A 17,650-nucleotide genomic window follows, 5' to 3' on the forward strand; every position below is an offset into this window, starting at 1 on the left:
GCGATTGGGATTGCCCGCCGCTCACTGGGAGAAGCTGACCCGGGATTTTCGCCGCCTGTTCAAGGGGCCGGCCGGCACACCCGACGAGCTGGGCCATTTCTGCGAGCATTTGCAGCGCAAGCGGCGACAGGGGCTCGCCAACGGCCGGCGCTGGCTCTGCGCCTGACCGTTTCCCTTCAATGTTCTCACTCGGCCTTCAGCCGAGGGGTCTTCATGCGTCTTTTCCCACTCACGCTCGTTCTGGGCCTTCCATCCCCGGGCCAACAGCGCTGTTGCCGGGAGAAAAATGCCTCTCAGGGCACAGGGATAGATGGGGAAGGGGAGTCAGCAAGAGCAAGACATCAGCTCAACCATGGTTCAGCTCAACCATGCCCAGCTTAACCATGCCTGTCCATGTTAAAAAGATGCCTGTCCATATTGGGGAAAAAACACGCTACCGCCCCTGAATTACAGCTTCCAGTGCGCTCATTGCCTCGGGATGGGAAGGTCCCATCGCAGACTCAGGGCACCGGCCGCTATGATATTCAATCCGGTCTTAAATCATCCAGTGCTCTGTGGTCATTCGACGCCAAATAAAGTGGTTTGTTTGAGCCCGATCAAATAATCCAGAGACTGCCCTCGCCTTGGCGCATGCCATCTTGTCGCTTTGTGATCCGGATCGGCGGAAGAGGACTTTTGTCCTGCTTGATGCCAGCCCCGGGGGGGTAGGATGCGCCCATGCTCAGAACCCAGCAGGAACAATAACAATGACCGCTCATATCAATGCCCAGCCCGGCGATTTTGCCCAGACCGTCATCATGCCCGGGGATCCGCTGCGTGCCCGTTACATCGCCGAGACCTTCCTTGAGGATGTGCGCGAGGTGACCAATGTGCGCAACATGCTCGGCTACACCGGCTACTTCAAGGGTCAGCGCATCTCGGTGATGGGCCATGGAATGGGGATCCCCTCCATGGTGCTCTACGCCCACGAGTTGGTGAACGACTTTGGCGTGCGTCGCATTATTCGGGTCGGCAGCCTGGGGGCGACCCAGCACCATGTGCAGATGCGCGATGTGATCCTGGCCCAGGCCGCCGGAACTGACTCCCCCACCAATGCCAAACGCAGCAGCGGTTATCAGATGGCCACCTCAGCCGACTTCGAGCTGCTGCACAAGGCCTTCAGCCAGGCTCGGCAGCAGGGTATCCCGGTCAAGGTCGGCAACGTCTTCAGTGGCGATCTCTATTACGATCCGGACGAAAACCTCATTCCGGCGCTGGAGAAGTTCGGTGTGCTCGGCATCGACATGGAGGCCGCAGGCCTCTACGGTCTGGCCCACCAGCAGGGGATCGAGGCGCTCGCCATCCTCACCGTTTCGGATCACTGTCTGACCGGCGAAGAGACCACGGCCCAGGAGCGCCAGCTCTCTTTTAACCAGATGATTGAGCTTGCCCTGCACACGGCCTGTTAAAGGTCCCCCTGTACCCTTCGAGAGACATTAATAATGAAAAACAGACTCTCCCTCACGGCGATAAGCTTCCTGGCCAACTTCGTGATGGCCGGTTTCGCCACTCAATTTGGCATGCTGATCGAGCCGATTGCCGCCCGCTTCGGTGCCGACGTCAATCAGGTGGCCTCGATCTTCTCGCTGCTCAACGGCGGTGCCCTGGCCGGCACCGTTGCCGCCTTCTTCCTGATTGAGCGGGTCGGTATCAAGCGCCTGACCCTGCTCTGTTACGGCACAATTGCCCTCGCCGCTACAGCCCTGCACCTGACCGATTCCCTGATGGTGGTGATGGGGGCCATGACCCTGATCGGTCTGTGCGGAGGGGTTGGCCTCTGCATCGCCGGCACTCTGGTGGTGAGTGTCTGGCAGTCACGCATGCAGAGCACCATGCTGGTGGTGCAAGATGCCACCTTCAACGTGGCCGGGGTCCTCTTCCCTCTGGTAACCACCTACACCCTGACCCACTCCATGGGATGGAGCTGGAGCTATCTGGCGGTGGGCATGGTCTCTTTGCTGACCCTCTTTATCGCCGGGATGACCGATTTCTCCGGGGCCGGGGTTGGCGGCGCTCAGCAGGAGGAGCGCTGCGAGTGGAATGCGGGCGTACTGAGTGGTGGCCTCGGTCTCTTTCTCGGCATGCTGGCCCTCTATACCTTCCTTACCTGGGCACCCATGTTTGTGAAAAACAAGTTCGGCATTCCCTTCGAAGAGGCGGGCAATATCATCACCCAATACTGGACGGCAGCCCTGCTGGGCGCGCTGGTGTCGACACTCATCGTCACCCGGCTGCCGATCCGCCTGTTTCTTATCGCCATCATCACTCTGGCCATGGTGATCACAGGTGTAATCGTGACGAGCGATTCTCTGGCTTGGCTGCCTTACCTCACCTATGGCTACGGGTTTGTCTGTGCCGCCCTCTATAACGCCTTCATCGCCTATGGGGTCTCGTTTGTGCGCCAGGCCAGCAGCAAGAACGTCTCTTACATCCTGGTCAGCGGTAGCGCCGGCGCCATGTTCAGCCCGGCCATCAGTGCGGTGGCAGAAAAGGTGGTCGGCCTGCAGGTGGTGATGTACGCGATTCCGCTACTCTACGGGGTGATCCTGTTGATGTTGCTGGCATCGGTAAAAATGGCCCGTCCGGCACCCTGTCATGCCTGATTGCATCTCGATGTGACAAGGGGCCGGTTGGCCCCTTGTTGTCAGGGCTGCTCCAGAAAGGTGCGCAGGGCGGCCAGATCCGCTATCTCGAGCCCCTCTTCACCCCGGCGCACCAGGCCAAGCTCGACGAGCTCCTTGACCGCGCGGCGATAGACCCGATCCGTGGTGCCAAAGCGCTCGGCCTCCAGATAGCTTTTGCGAAAGCCGCTCACCGGGTTGTCGTGGTGGTAGCTGTGGTAGAGATCCCAGGCGATGTTATAGCTGATGGGAAAGAGCATGCGGCAGGCAAAGATATCGACCGTGTCCTGGTAGTCGATGGCCATGGCGGTGGCGAAGAAGAGCGCCACCTCGGGATGGGCCAGCAGCTCTTGCTCCAGCAAGGCACTGTCGATCCGGGCTATGGTGAGGGGCTCCAGGGCCAGGATGTCGAGCTGGCAGCGATAGCCGGTGAAAAACTCCATCTCGCCAAAGATCTGGTTGTCACACTCCATGGTGCCAAGCTGAAAGCGACGCCCGTTCATGGCGGTATAGCCCATGGCGATGCGTCCCTCCGGAACCAGCATCATGGGCGGATCGCTCTCCCCCTGGGTCAGCAGATGTTCTCCTTCTGCCACCATACGCCGCTCCCGGATACAGGATTCGACCACACGGATCACCAGATCGTGATTATCCTGCCAGTGACGCCGAAAGCGTCCCTTGAAGAGAGGTTTGAGCTGCATGCCTACCTCCACCCCAAAAGGGGTTATTAGAGCATGGTGGCGCGGCGCGACCAAGGGAAGGGGGCCGGAGTGTGCCCTGGCGCAACCTTTGGGGGGCCGGGCGCCGAAAAAGCGGCCAGTTACTTGATCCGTCTGGAAAAGTTATTTGCATTTTGGGGGCGGCTGGGGTAAAAATCTGCGCCACGGAGAGATGCCGGAGTGGCCGAACGGGATTGACTCGAAATCAATTGTGGTAGCAATACCACCCAGGGTTCGAATCCCTGTCTCTCCGCCACATACCAAGCCCACGCAGATGCGTGGGCTTTTTTATTGTTCCTCTTCCTGAAGGATGACGAAAACATGCGAAGGCTCGAGCGTGTCAGGATGGACGCTCTATTGGCCGGTGGCATCGTGGCTCATCTCGCGCTGCCAACGGAAATCTCCCCGCCGGATTTCGGCAGGTGACGGGTCTCATTGGCCTTGGCTCGAGTGACGGTTCAGGGCAAGCCCGCAGGCTTGCCCCTGATGGATTAATTGCGACCGGCCATGACGCCGCCATCGACATCCCAAATCGCGCCGGTGACCCAATCCGCCTTGTCGGAGAGCAGGAACGCAACCACTTCGGCAACATCCTGAGGAGTCCCTACCCGGCCAATGGGATGGAAGCTGTTGAAGCCTTGCAGGGCGTTGTGCACCTCATCCTTGGGTATGAACCCTTCATAGATGGGGGTTTGCACCACAGCCGGGGAGACCGCGTTGACACGGATCTTGTGCTGCGCCAGCTCCATCGCCAGATGCTGGGTCAGCGAGTGTAGCCCGGCTTTGGCCACCGAGTAGGCAGAGGAGGGGGTGGCGGCGATGGCTTGCTTTGCCCACATGGATCCGATGTTGACGATGGCGCCTGCCCGCTCCCTGGCGACCAGGTTGGCGGCCACCTTCTGGGTGATGAAGAAGAAGGCCTTGTTGAGTGCCATATACTGGTCATAGTCCGCATCCTTGTGCTCCAGGAAGGGTTTCGGGAAGAAAACCCCAACGGCATTGACCAGCAGGTCGACATCCGGATGTTCGGTCTCTATGGTGCCTAGCAAGCGGTTGATCCCCGCCTCACTGGTAAGATCGGCGGTGAGTGCCCAAACCGGACCTAGGGTCGCCAGGGTCTTGCGGGCCTCTTCACTCTTTTCGGGGCGATGTCCCACGATGACAACACTGCCACCCTGAGCCAGTACGATACGCGCCGTTTCCATCCCCATGCCGCTGGTGCCACCGACGACCAGTAACTTCTTGCCGCTGAATTGATTGTTCATAGTGAAAGCCTCTTTGTCATGGGTTGCTCGCCAGGCTTGTCTGTTTCCTGGCGGATAAAGGTGGCTTCCCGAGCAAGGGGCCACAGTCGTTCATTAACGTGATATCGATGAGGTGACAGCGTTGCTCCCGCGCCGGGGGCAGGTCTTGCCGCGCTCATCTGGGGGCCATTTTTCACGGGTTACAGGATCGTCACAACCGAGATAAACTCTGCTGACGTGAAAGAAAAACTTTATCGATATGAAGACACCCATACATCTGAATGCCTTACGGGCGTTCGAAGCCAGCGCAAGGCACTTGAGTTTTTCTGCCGCAGCACAAGAGCTGCATGTCACACCGGCCGCCGTGGGCCAACTGGTCAGGCACCTCGAAGAGTGGGTGGGTACCCCGCTCTTTATCAGGCAGCGCAGCGGTAAAGCCAGGCTTGTGCTGACGGACAGCGCCGAGCGAGCACTGCCTGATATCAGCGCGGGATTTGAACGACTGGGGCTGGGAGTGACGAAAATACGAAAAGGGGCGCTGGCCGGGGTATTGACCGTTGCGGTGAGCCCCGCCTTTGCGGCCAAGTGGTTGTTGCCACGTATTGATCGGTTTCAAGAGGTGTGTCCCGACACGGATGTGCGCCTGGATACCAACTTGAAACCGGTGGATTTTGCCGCGCAGGGGATCGATATCGGCGTCCGCTACGGGCTCGGGCATTGGCCTGGCCTGACGGCCACCAGGTTGATGGATGAGGAGATCTACCCGGTCTGCTCGCCGCAACTGTTACTCGACCCGCATCGCTTGCAGCAACCTGCCGATTTGCTGGGCGAAACACTCATCCATGATCTCTCAATGGACAGCCACAGTGGTTTCCCCACCTGGGGTAGCTGGCTTACACAGGCGGGAGTGAAGGTTGAGTCGACCATCCGGGGTATGAAAATCAATAACTCGGCCGCAGTGTTACAAACGGCAATCGAAGGGCACGGCATTGCACTGGCCCGCAGTGTGATGGCAAGTGGTGACCTTGCATCAGGGCGATTGGTCCGGTTGTTTAAAGACATACGCTTCGAGACGCCGCTTGCGTATTACATCGTATGCAGGGATGGGGGCGGCTATGCTCCCCGACAAGCCGTCTTTCGAGACTGGTTGATGCAGGAGGCTCGTGATCATTCCCCGCAAGTGGCAGATAGCGGGGCCGATCATCGGTCAGTCAGAGCGGGTAAGGGGTGATGGCTTGGCTCATCAAACCCATCGCCGTTTTGAACGGTCGCTCCCCTGTCCGGATCAATCCTGGCGCCGTGCCGAGGCATGGTGACCCCCTCTACCAGGTGTGTCGAGCTGCTCTTGTTGCAAGGGGCGATGGAGCAGAGGGGAAAGAGGAAGGGAGGCCAGTGGCCTCCCTTCTGCATCTTGGTGTCAGGCTGCGTCCTGCTCCAGAGCCGGGGCCCCTTGCTGACCCTTGGCGAAGCGGTCGACCCACAGGGCAATGGCGCCGTCACCGGTCACATTACAGGCGGTGCCGAAGCTGTCCTGGGCCAGGTAGAGGGCGATCATCAGGGCGATGGAGGCGTCACCGAAGCCGAGCATGGAGGTGAGCAGGCCCAGGGCCGACATCACGCCGCCGCCCGGGGCACCCGGAGCTGCTATCATCACCACCCCCAGCATCATGATGAAGGGGAGCATCTCGGAGAGACTCGGGATGGCCAGGTGCTCGGAGAGGAACATGACGGCGGTGGCGCAGGTCACCAGGGTAATGGTGGAGCCACACAGGTGGATAGTGGCGCACAGGGGCACGGTGAAGTTGGCGATGCCATCACTCACCCCGTTATTTTTGCTGGCGCGCAGGGCCACCGGAATGGTGGCGGCGCTCGACATGGTGCCAATGGCGGTGAAGTAGGCCGGCAGCATGTTCTTGATGAGGGCAGCCGGTGAGCGACCCTGGGCCAGGCCTGTGCCCACAAACAGCACGCTGAGCCAGAGCCAGTGCATCAGGATGGCCATCACCAGCACTACCCCGAAGGTCTTGAGGGTGGTGAAGACGGTGCCCTCGACAGTCATCTCGACGAAGACGCCGGCGATGTAGAGGGGCAGCAGGGGGATGATCACCCGGGCCAGCAGGCGATCGATGATGTCGCGTCCCTGGTCGGCCACCTTGCGCAAGTCATGGGACTCGGTGGCCGAGATGCCGATGCCAAACACGAAGGCGGTGGCCAGTGCCGTCATCACCCCAAACAGGGGCGGGATCTCCAGCTTGATGTAAGAGGCAAGCTTGACCCCTTCCTGGCTGGTCATGACGCTGGTGCTGGCCAGCAGAGGAATAAAGTGGCTGGCAACCAGGAAGGCCAGGGTGCCGGCCATCAGGGTCGAGCCATAGGAGAGGGCGACCGTCTGGCCCAGCAGGCGGCCGGAGTTTTTCGGCAGGCTGGCGATACCGCTGGTAATAAAGAAGAGGATGATAAGCGGTATGGTGAAGGTGATGAGCTGCCCGATCAGCGCCTTGGCGGTGAAGACGAGCCGCGCCATCCACTCGGGGGCGTAGAGGCCGATCAGAAGGCCGAGCAAGATGCCGGCCAGCAGTTTCGCTATCAGTTTCATTGGAATATCCGCAGGTTGTGTTGTCTGTCTGTGTGTTGTTTTAATCAGGCGGAGGTTTTTAACACAAAACCAGCAAGAATGCCTGCCTAAAACCGACTAACCAGCGGAAAAACTCATCACTTCCGAATTAATGACTGGCTTCTTCCCCCAGCCAGAACACCGGGTTGGGGAGCTGTGCCAGCAGATCGGGCAGATGCAACCCCTTGAAGGCAAAGGTCCACTCCGGCAAGCCCGGGGTGAACATCAGCTCCTCGCAGGCCAGCAGGCAAGGGTCCACCACCAGAGGAATGGAGGAGGGGAGGGCGAAGGGGCAGACGGCGCCAGGCAGGCAATCGGTGACGGCGCTCATCTCCTCGTCGCTGCATACCGAGGGGCGTTGGCCGAGCACCGCCTTGAGCCGTTTGGCATCGAGCCGGCTGTCCCTGTGGGTCAGCAGCAGGGCGTGGCTGCCATCCTTGCAGCGCAGAAACAGGCTCTTGGTGGGCTCGGCGCGCCAGCCAAGTTCGCGGGCCAGGCGGGCATCGGTCTCGTAATCGAGAATGGGCTTGTGCTGCCACGCCTGATGGGGGACGGCGCTGCGCTCAAAGAGCTGGCGGCAGGTATCGAAGAGGGCTTGCAGTGTCATAGGGCCTCCGCGCCAAGGGACTCAAGGAGTTGCAGGGAGAGCTGACCGGCCAGGGTTAGCATGATAAATCCGACCAGTAGATCGATGCCCTGCTTGACCCGAGGGCGGCTCAGCACGGGGGCGAAGCGGGCCGCGCCGAGCGACAGGGCGCTGAACCAGAGCAGGGAGGCGAGCAGACAACCGAGGGCGAACCAGGGGCGCTCGTCGCCGGCCAGCTGACTGCCGAGGGAGCCCAGGATGACCAGGGTGTCGAGGTAGACGTGGGGATTGAGCAGGGTCACAGCCAGGGTGGCGAGCAGCACCGCCATCCGCCCGACGAGGCGTACCCCGTCACCCTCACCGGATACACCGGCCGGGCGCAGGGCGCTGCGAAGCGCCAGGCTGCCGTAGGTGGCGAGAAACAGGATGCCGGCGGCGGTGATGAGGCCGAGCAGCAGCGGCTGGCTGCTCATGACAGCGCCGGCACCAAACACCCCCAGGGTGATGAGAAAGACGTCGCAGACGATGCAGATGGCCGCCACCATGAGGTGGTGATGACGGCGGATCCCCTGATTGAGGACGAAGGCATTCTGGGCGCCGATGGGGACTATCATGGCCAGGCCGAGCGTCAGGCCTTGCCAGAGTGGGATGAGTTCTTTCATGAGGCTTCTCCGCTGTGATGGGAGCAGCTTAGAGAGTGGCTATGCTTTAGTGAAACTAATAATCTTAATGGATTATCAGTTTTGCTAATGGTGAATCATGCGAGGACTCGACTATCACTGGCTGGCGGCGCTCGATGCCGTGGTGGCCCACGGTGGCTTCGACAAGGGGGCGCAGGCGCTCTTCGTCACCCAGTCGGCCATCTCGCAGCGCATCAAGCAGCTCGAGCGCTGGCTCGCCCAGCCCGTGTTGGTGCGCGCTACCCCGCCCCGTCCTACCGAGCTCGGGCAGCGTCTGCTCGGCCACTACCGCCGGGTTCAATTGCTGGAGCAGGAGCTGCACCCGGCCCTCTCACCGGAGGGCAGTGGCCCCCTCTCTTTGGCCATTGCCACCAATGCCGACAGCCTGGCCACCTGGCTGCTGCCGGCCCTCACTCCCCTGATGTGCTCGGGACAGCTGCTGCTCAATCTGATGGTGGACGACGAGAGCCGTACTCTGAACCGGCTGCGCTCCGGCGAGGCGGTGGCCGCCATCAGCAGCGAGCCGACCCCCATGGCGGGCTGCGTCAGCGACAGCCTGGGGCGGCTCGACTACCTCTGTGTCGCCAGCCCGGCCTTCGCCAGCCACTACTTTGCCGATGGCATCGATGCCGGGGCCCTGGCCCGTGCTCCCGCCGTGGTGTTCGACCCCCATGACGACATGCACGGCGTCTTTCTCGCCGAGCGCTTCGCCCTCTCCTCCGTGGCCTGGCCGCACCATGTGGTGCGCTCGTCGGAGGCCTTCGTCAAGCTGGCCCTGCAGGGCTGTGCCTACTGCCTCATCCCCAGGCTGATGATCGAGCCGGAGCTGGCGAGCGGTGAGCTGGTGGATCTGCTGCCGGGCCAGGGGGTGAGCCGTACCCTCTACTGGCACCGCTGGGCCCTCGAAAGCGGTCTGCTGGCCCGCCTCTCCGAGACCTGCATCGGCTCGGCCCGCCTTTTTCTGGCACAAGGGTGATAAAGGGTCTCATTACTGCTCTATCCTCTACAGACAGGGAGAAACAGCAAGCCGCTGGATAGCGCTCTCGTTCATGGAGGAAAGCGATGTTGAAAAAAACGAGCGAGTCACTGCTCGACGACCCGGCGGCCTTGATGGCGCTCCACGATCTGACTGAGAGTGATCTCGCCCTGATCCGCAAATTTGGCCAGACCATTTTGCCCAAGATCAATGAGTTTGTGACTCACTTCTACGGCTGGTTGAGAACGACCCCCGCCTTCGAACAATTCTTCAGCGATACCCAGCGCCTGGCTCATGTGCAGGAGCAGCAACTGACCTATTGGCGCAGCTTCTTCGGCGCCCAGATCAATGCGCAATACGTGCAGGAGCGAGTCATGGTGGGGGAGATCCACGCCAGGGTCGGTCTGCCTCTGCCCACCTATTTTGCCGGCATGAACATGTCGATGTTGATCTTCACCAAGCGCATGTATGACGGAAGCCTCTATAGCGATGAGTACAGTGCCCTGGTGACGGCGTTTACCAAGTTGCTTCACATGGACACCACCATAGTGGTGGACACCTATGCCCGTCTCAATAACAAGCGATTTGCCGAGCAGAGTGAGGCCCTGCTGGCCATGTCGACCCCTGTGACCACCATCTGGCAGGATGTGCTGATGCTGCCCATTGTCGGGATCATCGACTCCAAGCGGGCCCAGGACATCATGACGGCGGTGCTCAACAAGATCTCTGAGCAAAGAGCCAAGGTCTTTATCATGGACATCTCTGGTGTGGCCGTAGTCGATACGGCGGTAGCCAACCATTTCATCAAGATCACCAAGGCGACCAAGTTGATGGGGTGCGAGAGCCTGGTGTCCGGGGTCTCCCCCTCCATCGCCAAGACCATGGTGCAACTCGGGGTCAATGTGGGTGAGGTCAAAACCAGTGCCACCCTGCGCGATGCCCTCGAGAGTGCCTTCAAGACGGTTGGCCTCAACATTCAGGGGCGATCTCACTTCGATGAGAGAGAGTAGGACTCTATGGAGCAGGCCATCACTATCAATCGTCTCAGGCAGGCCCTCATCGTCTCGTTACAGGTCGATCTCTCCCTGACGCTGCTATCAACCTTCGAGATGACCCTGCTCGCACGCTTGAGTGAGGGGGGGGTCAAGGGGGTGCTGATCGACCTCTCGGGGATCAGGACCTGCGGGTGTCATGAGCTGGAGGGACTGCTGTCCCTGGCCAAGGCGGTCGAGATGATGGGGAGGCACTGCATCTTCGTGGGGTTGAGGCCCGGTCTGGTAATGGGAATGCTGGATGTGGGCGTCGATACCTCGACCATGGTCTCGGTGGCTTCTCTGGAGCAAGGGATGGCGCTCTTATGAGAGATGCCGAGTGTTATCACCTTCGGGAAGAGACCGACATCGCCATCGCCGTGATGGGCTCCTTTACCTATAGCCAGACCTGCAGTCTGGATGCGCAACAGGTGAGCGAGGTGGCCACCACTGTCTCTGAACTGGCGACCAATGTCATCAAGTATGCCGGGGGTGGAGAGGTATGGATTGAGTATCTAAGCGAGCGAGGAGAGCAGGGGGTCAGGGTGACCGTCATCGATCGGGGCCCCGGGATCGCCGATCTCGAGAGTGCCCTGATGGATCACTTCTCGACCGGGCAATCACTGGGCCTGGGGTTGCCCGGAGTACGGCGTCTGATGGATGAGTTTTCTATTAGCACCTCGGCGCAAGGCACCAGAGTGACGGTGACCAAATGGAGGCGATGATGTCAGTTCAGGTCGCGATGCGGCAGACCCCCTGTTTTGGTGAATCGGTCTCTGGTGATGGTGTGGTCATCCTCAATCGGGAACGGGTTGTTTTTATCGCCGTCATCGATGTATTGGGGCATGGGGAGAAAGCAGCACAGCTGGCCCGTGAGATGGAGTCCTTTATCAAGTCGTGTCCTGCCGCCACAGTGGCGGGATTGATGGAGATGGTTCACCTGCATTTTCAAGGTGCCTTGGGGGCGGCCATCACTATGCTGAGCATCGACCTGGAGGAGAATCGGTTTCAGACCGTGGGGGTGGGAAACGTGATGTTGAGGAAACGGGGATGGGGCAGTTGGGTCTCTTTCCACGCCCAGTCGGGTATCGTGTGCGAGATGATCCCGACGCTGCTGACCCAGGAGGGGGAGGTGGAGCCCCAGGCGCTCTTTATCATTACATCGGACGGGATCCGGGAGAATATTCCGCTGGAGGAGGATCCTTCCCTCTTTCTGCGAAGTCCTTCTGATATCGCCGGTTACATGATGGAGCACTTTGCCAAGCACCATGATGACGCCACCGTTGTGGTGGCCAGGTGTCGCCATGGCTGAGTCCGTCTCCCTCACGGTTCGCTCGACCGAGAGCAGCCTCATTGCCTTTCGGCACAAACTGCTGGCCCTGGCTCGCAGCTATGGTTATGCCCAGAGTGAACAGGATCGCTGGTTGTTGACCATGGATGCCTGGCTTTTGGCGCAACTTGAGGGATTCGCCTCACTGGAGCTGCAGATTGCCTTGCAGGAGTTCGGGGTCATCTTCTCGGTTGCCGGGGCGAATGAGGGGGAAGGCAAGGGATCCGAGTGGACGCTTGATGGTCGCAGGGCCGTGGAGATGGAGGCGCGCCAGGTGCTGGCGAGCCAGCTGCGTGAAAAAAACCGCGATGAACTGCTCGATGAATTACATGCCAAGAATCAGGTATTGGCGGCTCATCAGGAGGGGCTGGAGCAAGAGATTGCCCGGCGCACTGCCGATCTGGTCGCCAGTGAAGAGATGGCGCGAACCATTATCGAGGGGGCGCCCTCGAGCCTGGCCATCATCGACAGCGAGGGGAAGATCCTGTTGTGGAATCGCACCGCCGAGCGAACCTATGGCTATGGGGTCGATGAGGTCATGGGAGCCTCTCTCTTCGAGCTGCTGAAGATGGTCCTTCCCGAGTCGCTCTCCTCCGTGCTCACCTTCCCCTTGCGGCTGGCTCATGCGGCCATGCTCAAAGAGGGCTCCTACGAGGTCCCCACTTATACGAGGGAGGGGCACCAGGTCTCCGTCGACCTCGGGATTTCCGTCTTCGAGCTGGGGGGATGCTGCCGGGCGGCCATGTTTTTGAGGGATGTGACGTCAAGAAAGCAAACAGAAAGAGAGCTCAGTGAGGCCAAGGTCAAGGCTGAAGAGGCCGTCGAGGTGAAGTCCATGTTCCTGGCGAACATGAGTCACGAAATCAGAACGCCCATGAATGCCATCATCGGTATGTCCCACCTGGCGCTCAATACCGAGCTTACCCCCAAGCAGCACGACTACATCAGCAAGATCCACACCTCGGCGACTCTGCTGCTGGGAATCATCAACGACATTCTGGATTTCAGCAAGATCGAAGCCGGCAAGCTCTCGGTGGAGCAGGTCGACTTCTATCTGGAAGATGTGTTTCACAATGTCTCCATGGTGACGGGACAGAAGGCATTCGATAAAGGACTCGAGCTGCTCTTTGCCATTCCCAGAGAGGTACCGAAGGCGCTGTGTGGCGATCCCCTGCGGTTGGGTCAGGTGATCATCAATCTGGTAAACAATGCGGTGAAATTTACCGAGCAGGGGGAGATTTCCGTCTCGGTCAGCAGGGGAGAGGTACAACCCGGGAAGATCGAGCTTATCTTCGAGGTCTCGGATACCGGGATCGGGATGACCGAGAAGCAGACCAGGGGGTTGTTTCAGGCGTTTACCCAGGCCGATGGCAGCACGACCCGCAAATATGGGGGAACCGGGTTGGGGCTTTCGATCAGCCGGCGATTGGTCGAACTCATGGGGGGCGCGATCCGGGTCGAGAGCACACCGGGCAGAGGGAGCCACTTCATCTTCAACATCTGGTTTGGCACCAGCGAGCAGCCGGAGCGTCACCATGAGGTGGTACCGGGTCGACTCTCGAGTATTCGCACCCTCATCGTCGATGACAACGAGCACGCCAGAGATATTCTGGGCGAGTTGCTCACGGCCATGTCGGTTCCGGTGGTTGCGGTATCGAGCGGGATGGACGCCCTGCGCACCCTGAAGGAGGCACAGGAGAAGGAGACTCCGTTTGAGCTGGTGTTCATGGACTGGAATATGCCCGAGCTCAATGGTATCGAAACATCGCAACGGATCCGTGGCGAGCTTCCTGCCGAGATACAGCCAGGCATCGTGATTGTGACCGCCTATGACAAGGATGAGGTGCTGGGGGAGATGGCGGGTGTCGATGCCGCCGGCTTTTTGACCAAACCGGTCAGCTCTTCCCATCTGTTTGATATGTTGATGAACCTCTTTATGGGGGCCGAGCCCGGTGGCAAGACGCTACAGAGGCAGGATACTCCTGAGTCGAGCTGGTCTCTCTCCGGTATCCGCGTCCTGCTGACCGAGGACAACGAGATCAATCAGCAGATTGCCATCGAGCTGATGGAGAGCAAGGGGTTGCTGGTGACGGTGGCGAGCAACGGTCAGGAGGCACTGGATCGGTTGGCAGACGCCAGGCTGCGGGAAATGCCGTTCGATATCATCTTTATGGATCTGCAGATGCCGATCATGGACGGTTATGAGGCCAGCCGACGGATCCGTGCCATGGAGGAGTGGGATCAGGTGCCGCTGATTGCCATGACGGCCCATGCCATGGTGGAGGAGCGCGATCGCTGCCTTGCCTTGGGGATGAACGATCATATCTCCAAACCCATCGACCCCGACCTGCTCTATCGAACCATCAGCCGCTGGTGTCAGGGCTCGCGGGAGATCACCAGGCCCGCCTCACCCGGGACCAAGAGATCGGCGCCTGTCGAGCGGCTGCAGAGTATCGCCTCCCTCGATGTCAAAAACGGCCTGCTGCGTGTCGCTGGCAATGAAAAGCTCTATACCCGCCTGCTCTCGCAGATGATGGATGAACAGGTCGATATAGTGCGCCGGATTGGCATTGCCCTGGAGAAGGGGGAGAGGGAATTGGCCGTGCGTCATGCCCATACCCTCAAGGGGACCTCGGCCAACCTCGGAGCCGTGCTGACCTCCGATATTGCATCGCGTCTTGAGTTGGCACTGAGCAAAATGACAAGCAAAGAAGAGGTTGAGGCGATCCTCGCAGAGATGGGGGAGCACCTCGGTGACTTCTTCGGGCAACTGGCCTCGGCCCTTAACCGTCCTCCTCCCCAGCGGGTCAAGGGGGGAGAGCTGGATCCCGCCACCCGATCCATGCTCTATCGATTGGCACAGCTGTTGCTCGATATGGATGCAACGGCGATCGATTACTTTGAAGAGAACTATTTGTGTCTTCAAGATCTGCTCAATCCTGATGATTTTTCCGATTGTGGCAAGTACATCAACGACTGTGATTTCGAGTCGGCCAGAGTGGTGCTGAACAAAGCAGTATCCATCTATCCCCTCGATCTCGACAAGCTGGATGAGGCCAGGGATGAATGAGACAATTTTGGTGGTCGACGACAATCCCGAAAACCGGGCTGTCTTGATCGGGCTGCTCAAGCCCCATTACCGGATCCTGGTGGCGGTCAACGGGGCACAGGCGCTGGAGATCTGTCAGCGTAGTCAGCCTGAATTGGTCCTGCTGGATGTGATGATGCCCGAGCTCGATGGCTATGAGGTGTGTCGTCGTCTCAAGGAGCATCCCGAGCTGGCCGAGATCCCCGTTATCTTTCTCACCGCCAAGTCCCAAATAGAGGATGAGGAGATGGGCTTTAGCGTGGGGGCGGTCGACTACATCATGAAGCCCATTAGCCCCCCCATCTTGTTGAGCCGGGTCAGGACCCACATCAGACTCAGGCAAGCCAGGGCTGCGTTGGCCAGGCAGAATGAGGTGCTGGAGCAGAGGGTCAAGGCGCGCACCCATGAACTTGAGGTGCTGCAGGATGCCATCATCGTTGCCATGGCATCTTTGGCTGAGACCCGTGATAACGAGACCGGCAATCACATTCGGCGTACACAGCACTATATCCGGGCCCTGGCGCTGCAGTTGGTGGCCGATGGGCATCACAGGGAGCAACTGACCCCTTCTGCCATTGAACTGCTCTTCAAGTCCGCCCCCCTGCATGACGTTGGCAAGGTGGGGATCCCTGACGAGGTGCTGCTCAAACCCGGCAAACTCACCTCCGACGAGTTTGAGGTGATGAAGAGCCACACGACACAGGGGCTCAACGTCCTAAAAACTGTCGAGAATGCTCTCGATTTCAAGTGTGATTTCCTCCGGCTGGCCAATGAGATCGCCTATTGCCATCAGGAGAAGTGGGACGGGAGTGGATACCCGCAAGGACTCAAAGGAGAGACGATACCCCTGAGTGCACGCCTGATGAGCGTGGCCGATGTCTACGATGCACTCATATCGAGGCGCGTCTACAAGCCGGCCTTCACCCATGAAAAGGCGGTGGAAATCATCAGGGAGGGGAGAGGGCAGCACTTCGATCCTCAGGTGGTGGATGCTTTCCTGGCGATCGAGGGACATTTTCAGGAGATTGCCAGGCAATATCAGGACGAGGAGTGTCCGCAGCAGGATGTTCGACCCCTGGCGGGATGAGAATAAAAAAAACGGCGCCATCAGGCGCCGTTTTCGTCACGGGGCTGTGATTACAGCACGTGCACGGAGGAGGTGTTGGTGGTGCCGCTCGGTACCAGAGCACCGGAGACCATGACAACCACGTCACCCTTCACGCCCATGCCGCTTTGCAGCGCGACGTCCATACCGATACGGTAGAAGTCGTCGGTGGAGGCGATGGAGTCAACCACGTGCGCCATCACGCCCTTGGAGAGGGAGAGCTGGGCTGCGGTCTTCTGGTTGGTGGTGATGGCCAGGATCCAGGCCTTCGGGAAGTACTTGCGGATGGCCTTGGCAGACTTGCCGCCTTCGGTGGCGACCACGATCAGCGGGGCATCCAGCTTCTCGGAGGTCTCGACCGCGCCCTTGCACACGGCTTCGGTGATGCGCAGCTTGTTGCTGTCGTTGGCAGCAGACAGGTTGGAGGGCATCACGGCGTCGGTACGCTCGCAGATGGTGGCCATGATGGTCACGGCTTCCAGCGGGTACTTACCCTTGGCGGATTCGCCGGACAGCATGACCGCATCGGTGCCGTCCAGGATGGCGTTGGCCACGTCGCCGGCTTCGGCGCGGGTCGGACGCGGGTTTTTGATCATGGAGTCGAGCATCTGGGTCGCGGTGATAACCACTTTACGCGCCTTGTTGCACTTCTCGATGATCATCTTCTGGGCGAAGATCACCTCTTCAACCGGGATTTCGACACCCATGTCGCCACGGGCGACCATGATGCCGTCGGAGACAGCCAGGATCTCGTCGAAGTTGTCCAGGCCTTCCTGGTTCTCGATCTTGGAGATGATCTGGATGGCTTCGCCACCGTGGGCCTTCAGGTGCTCACGGATTTCCAGCACGTCTTCCTTCTTGCGGATGAAGGAGGCGGCAACGAAGTCCACGCCCTGCTCACAACCGAAGACCAGGTCACGCTTGTCCTTCTCGGCCAGGGCCGGCAGCTTGATGGAGACGCCCGGCAGGTTAACGCCCTTGTTCTCGCCCAGATCGCCGTTGTTCAGGACCTTACAGATCACTTCACGCTCGGTGATTTCGATGACGTCCAGACCGATCAGGCCGTCGTCAACCAGGATGCGGTTGCCCACGCGCAGGTCGCTGGCAAAGCCGGCATAGGTCACGGCAACCTTGTCCTTGTTACCCACGACAGTCTGGTCGGTGGTGAAGGTGAAGGTCTGGCCGGCAACCAGGGAGACATCATTGCCCCCTTCCAGCTTCATGGTACGGATCTCCGGACCCTTGGTGTCGAGCAGGATGGCGGCCTTGCGACCGCTCTCGGCCATCACTTCACGCAGGTTGCGGATGCGAGTGCCGTGCTCTTCGTAGTCACCGTGGGAGAAGTTCAGGCGCATGACGTTCATGCCAGCGTCCAGCAGCTTGGCCAGCATCTCTTTGGATTCGGTCTTGGGACCGATGGTGCAGACAATCTTGGTCTTTTTCATGTCAGTCTTCATGGTTAAAGGAATTTTCGCCCGGCAATATACACCAGTTTTTGGATACTTTTTATGATCCAGAAACAACGTTTTGGCCAGAGAACGTTTTCTTTTTAACGGTAACGTTTTCGCTACCATTTTCCCTTTCTCCCTTATGGAGCAAGTTACATGCCCATAACAG

Annotated in this window: 16 protein-coding genes and 1 tRNA gene; 11 read left to right on the forward strand and 6 right to left on the reverse strand. The window is 59.6% G+C overall.

Annotation, left to right across the window (positions count from 1 at the left end):
- Positions 1–746: 746 nt before the first annotated feature.
- Positions 747–1,448 (forward strand): purine-nucleoside phosphorylase, encoded by a 702-nt coding sequence (gene deoD, locus BN1133_RS12620; RefSeq protein WP_050666873.1) that lies wholly within the window; start codon positions 747–749, stop codon positions 1,446–1,448.
- Between the two features lie 33 nt (positions 1,449–1,481).
- Entirely contained in the window at positions 1,482–2,642 is a 1,161-nt protein-coding gene (gene tsgA / locus BN1133_RS12625; RefSeq protein WP_050666874.1) for an MFS transporter TsgA, read from the forward strand.
- 41 nt (positions 2,643–2,683) lie between these two features.
- Here tsgA and BN1133_RS12630 read toward each other — a convergent pair whose 3' ends face one another.
- Complete coding sequence (locus tag BN1133_RS12630; RefSeq protein ID WP_050666875.1) at positions 2,684–3,361, reverse strand: Crp/Fnr family transcriptional regulator; 678 nt, start codon at positions 3,359–3,361, stop codon at positions 2,684–2,686.
- A 184-nt stretch (positions 3,362–3,545) separates the two neighbouring features.
- Here BN1133_RS12630 and BN1133_RS12635 point away from each other — a divergent pair.
- Positions 3,546–3,635: transfer RNA gene (locus BN1133_RS12635), tRNA-Ser, on the forward strand.
- Between the two features lie 235 nt (positions 3,636–3,870).
- On the opposite strand, the gene BN1133_RS12640 is transcribed toward BN1133_RS12635, so the two are convergent.
- The gene (locus BN1133_RS12640; RefSeq protein WP_050666876.1) at positions 3,871–4,644 is read right to left on the reverse strand and encodes an SDR family NAD(P)-dependent oxidoreductase; all 774 of its coding nucleotides are present in this window, start codon (positions 4,642–4,644) and stop codon (positions 3,871–3,873) included.
- A gap of 238 nt (positions 4,645–4,882) precedes the next feature.
- Here BN1133_RS12640 and gcvA point away from each other — a divergent pair, with 238 nt between their 5' ends.
- Positions 4,883–5,854, forward strand: a complete 972-nt coding sequence (gcvA, locus tag BN1133_RS12645; RefSeq protein ID WP_050666877.1) for a transcriptional regulator GcvA — start codon at positions 4,883–4,885, stop codon at positions 5,852–5,854.
- 186 nt (positions 5,855–6,040) lie between these two features.
- Here gcvA and BN1133_RS12650 read toward each other — a convergent pair whose 3' ends face one another.
- The 3 genes from BN1133_RS12650 to BN1133_RS12660 all read right to left on the reverse strand — a co-directional run bounded on the left by BN1133_RS12650 (position 6,041) and on the right by BN1133_RS12660 (position 8,485).
- Entirely contained in the window at positions 6,041–7,219 is a 1,179-nt protein-coding gene (locus tag BN1133_RS12650; protein ID WP_050666878.1) for a dicarboxylate/amino acid:cation symporter, read from the reverse strand.
- A 127-nt stretch (positions 7,220–7,346) separates the two neighbouring features.
- Positions 7,347–7,844 carry a YbaK/EbsC family protein gene (locus tag BN1133_RS12655; protein ID WP_050666879.1) on the reverse strand — a complete coding sequence of 166 codons (498 nt, stop codon included), beginning with the start codon at positions 7,842–7,844 and terminating at the stop codon, positions 7,347–7,349.
- Positions 7,841–8,485 (reverse strand): LysE/ArgO family amino acid transporter, encoded by a 645-nt coding sequence (locus BN1133_RS12660; protein WP_050666880.1) that lies wholly within the window; start codon positions 8,483–8,485, stop codon positions 7,841–7,843. Before BN1133_RS12660 ends, BN1133_RS12655 begins: the two co-directional genes overlap by 4 nt.
- A 97-nt stretch (positions 8,486–8,582) precedes the next feature.
- On the opposite strand from BN1133_RS12660, the gene BN1133_RS12665 reads away from it, so the two are divergent.
- From BN1133_RS12665 to BN1133_RS12695, 7 genes are all read left to right on the forward strand, one after another.
- Positions 8,583–9,479 carry a LysR family transcriptional regulator ArgP gene (locus tag BN1133_RS12665; protein ID WP_050666881.1) on the forward strand — a complete coding sequence of 299 codons (897 nt, stop codon included), beginning with the start codon at positions 8,583–8,585 and terminating at the stop codon, positions 9,477–9,479.
- An 86-nt stretch (positions 9,480–9,565) separates the two neighbouring features.
- Positions 9,566–10,489 carry a protoglobin domain-containing protein gene (locus tag BN1133_RS12670; RefSeq protein WP_050666882.1) on the forward strand — a complete coding sequence of 308 codons (924 nt, stop codon included), beginning with the start codon at positions 9,566–9,568 and terminating at the stop codon, positions 10,487–10,489.
- A 6-nt stretch (positions 10,490–10,495) separates the two neighbouring features.
- On the forward strand, positions 10,496–10,840 hold the full coding sequence (locus tag BN1133_RS12675; protein ID WP_050666883.1) for an STAS domain-containing protein: 345 nt from the start codon (positions 10,496–10,498) through the stop codon (positions 10,838–10,840).
- Positions 10,837–11,235 carry an anti-sigma regulatory factor gene (locus BN1133_RS12680; RefSeq protein WP_050666884.1) on the forward strand — a complete coding sequence of 133 codons (399 nt, stop codon included), beginning with the start codon at positions 10,837–10,839 and terminating at the stop codon, positions 11,233–11,235. The genes BN1133_RS12675 and BN1133_RS12680 overlap by 4 nt, the downstream gene beginning before the upstream one ends.
- On the forward strand, positions 11,235–11,822 hold the full coding sequence (locus BN1133_RS12685) for a SpoIIE family protein phosphatase (RefSeq protein WP_050666885.1): 588 nt from the start codon (positions 11,235–11,237) through the stop codon (positions 11,820–11,822). Before BN1133_RS12680 ends, BN1133_RS12685 begins: the two co-directional genes overlap by 1 nt.
- Complete coding sequence (locus BN1133_RS12690) at positions 11,815–14,910, forward strand: hybrid sensor histidine kinase/response regulator (RefSeq protein ID WP_050666886.1); 3,096 nt, start codon at positions 11,815–11,817, stop codon at positions 14,908–14,910. Before BN1133_RS12685 ends, BN1133_RS12690 begins: the two co-directional genes overlap by 8 nt.
- Positions 14,903–16,015 carry a response regulator gene (locus tag BN1133_RS12695; protein ID WP_197273675.1) on the forward strand — a complete coding sequence of 371 codons (1,113 nt, stop codon included), beginning with the start codon at positions 14,903–14,905 and terminating at the stop codon, positions 16,013–16,015. Before BN1133_RS12690 ends, BN1133_RS12695 begins: the two co-directional genes overlap by 8 nt.
- A 50-nt stretch (positions 16,016–16,065) precedes the next feature.
- Here BN1133_RS12695 and pykF read toward each other — a convergent pair whose 3' ends face one another.
- A complete protein-coding gene (pykF, locus tag BN1133_RS12700) occupies positions 16,066–17,478 on the reverse strand; it encodes a pyruvate kinase PykF (RefSeq protein WP_050666888.1) in 1,413 nt (470 codons plus the stop codon).
- Positions 17,479–17,650: the final 172 nt, after the last annotated feature.

The sequence above is a fragment of the Aeromonas schubertii genome (assembly GCF_000820105.1).
Classification (GTDB): domain Bacteria; phylum Pseudomonadota; class Gammaproteobacteria; order Enterobacterales; family Aeromonadaceae; genus Aeromonas; species Aeromonas schubertii.

Bases quoted from the DNA above. Each gene is read 5' to 3' on its own strand.
- deoD (WP_050666873.1), top strand. From the start codon at position 747: ATGACCGCTCATATCAATGCCCAGCCCGGCGATTTTGCCCAGACCGTC.
- tsgA (WP_050666874.1), top strand. From the start codon at position 1,482: ATGAAAAACAGACTCTCCCTCACGGCGATAAGCTTCCTGGCCAACTTC.
- BN1133_RS12630 (WP_050666875.1), bottom strand. From the start codon at position 3,361: ATGCAGCTCAAACCTCTCTTCAAGGGACGCTTTCGGCGTCACTGGCAG.
- BN1133_RS12640 (WP_050666876.1), bottom strand. From the start codon at position 4,644: ATGAACAATCAATTCAGCGGCAAGAAGTTACTGGTCGTCGGTGGCACC.
- gcvA (WP_050666877.1), top strand. From the start codon at position 4,883: ATGAAGACACCCATACATCTGAATGCCTTACGGGCGTTCGAAGCCAGC.
- BN1133_RS12650 (WP_050666878.1), bottom strand. From the start codon at position 7,219: ATGAAACTGATAGCGAAACTGCTGGCCGGCATCTTGCTCGGCCTTCTG.
- BN1133_RS12655 (WP_050666879.1), bottom strand. From the start codon at position 7,844: ATGACACTGCAAGCCCTCTTCGATACCTGCCGCCAGCTCTTTGAGCGC.
- BN1133_RS12660 (WP_050666880.1), bottom strand. From the start codon at position 8,485: ATGAAAGAACTCATCCCACTCTGGCAAGGCCTGACGCTCGGCCTGGCC.
- BN1133_RS12665 (WP_050666881.1), top strand. From the start codon at position 8,583: ATGCGAGGACTCGACTATCACTGGCTGGCGGCGCTCGATGCCGTGGTG.
- BN1133_RS12670 (WP_050666882.1), top strand. From the start codon at position 9,566: ATGTTGAAAAAAACGAGCGAGTCACTGCTCGACGACCCGGCGGCCTTG.
- BN1133_RS12675 (WP_050666883.1), top strand. From the start codon at position 10,496: ATGGAGCAGGCCATCACTATCAATCGTCTCAGGCAGGCCCTCATCGTC.
- BN1133_RS12680 (WP_050666884.1), top strand. From the start codon at position 10,837: ATGAGAGATGCCGAGTGTTATCACCTTCGGGAAGAGACCGACATCGCC.
- BN1133_RS12685 (WP_050666885.1), top strand. From the start codon at position 11,235: ATGTCAGTTCAGGTCGCGATGCGGCAGACCCCCTGTTTTGGTGAATCG.
- BN1133_RS12690 (WP_050666886.1), top strand. From the start codon at position 11,815: ATGGCTGAGTCCGTCTCCCTCACGGTTCGCTCGACCGAGAGCAGCCTC.
- BN1133_RS12695 (WP_197273675.1), top strand. From the start codon at position 14,903: ATGAATGAGACAATTTTGGTGGTCGACGACAATCCCGAAAACCGGGCT.
- pykF (WP_050666888.1), bottom strand. From the start codon at position 17,478: ATGAAAAAGACCAAGATTGTCTGCACCATCGGTCCCAAGACCGAATCC.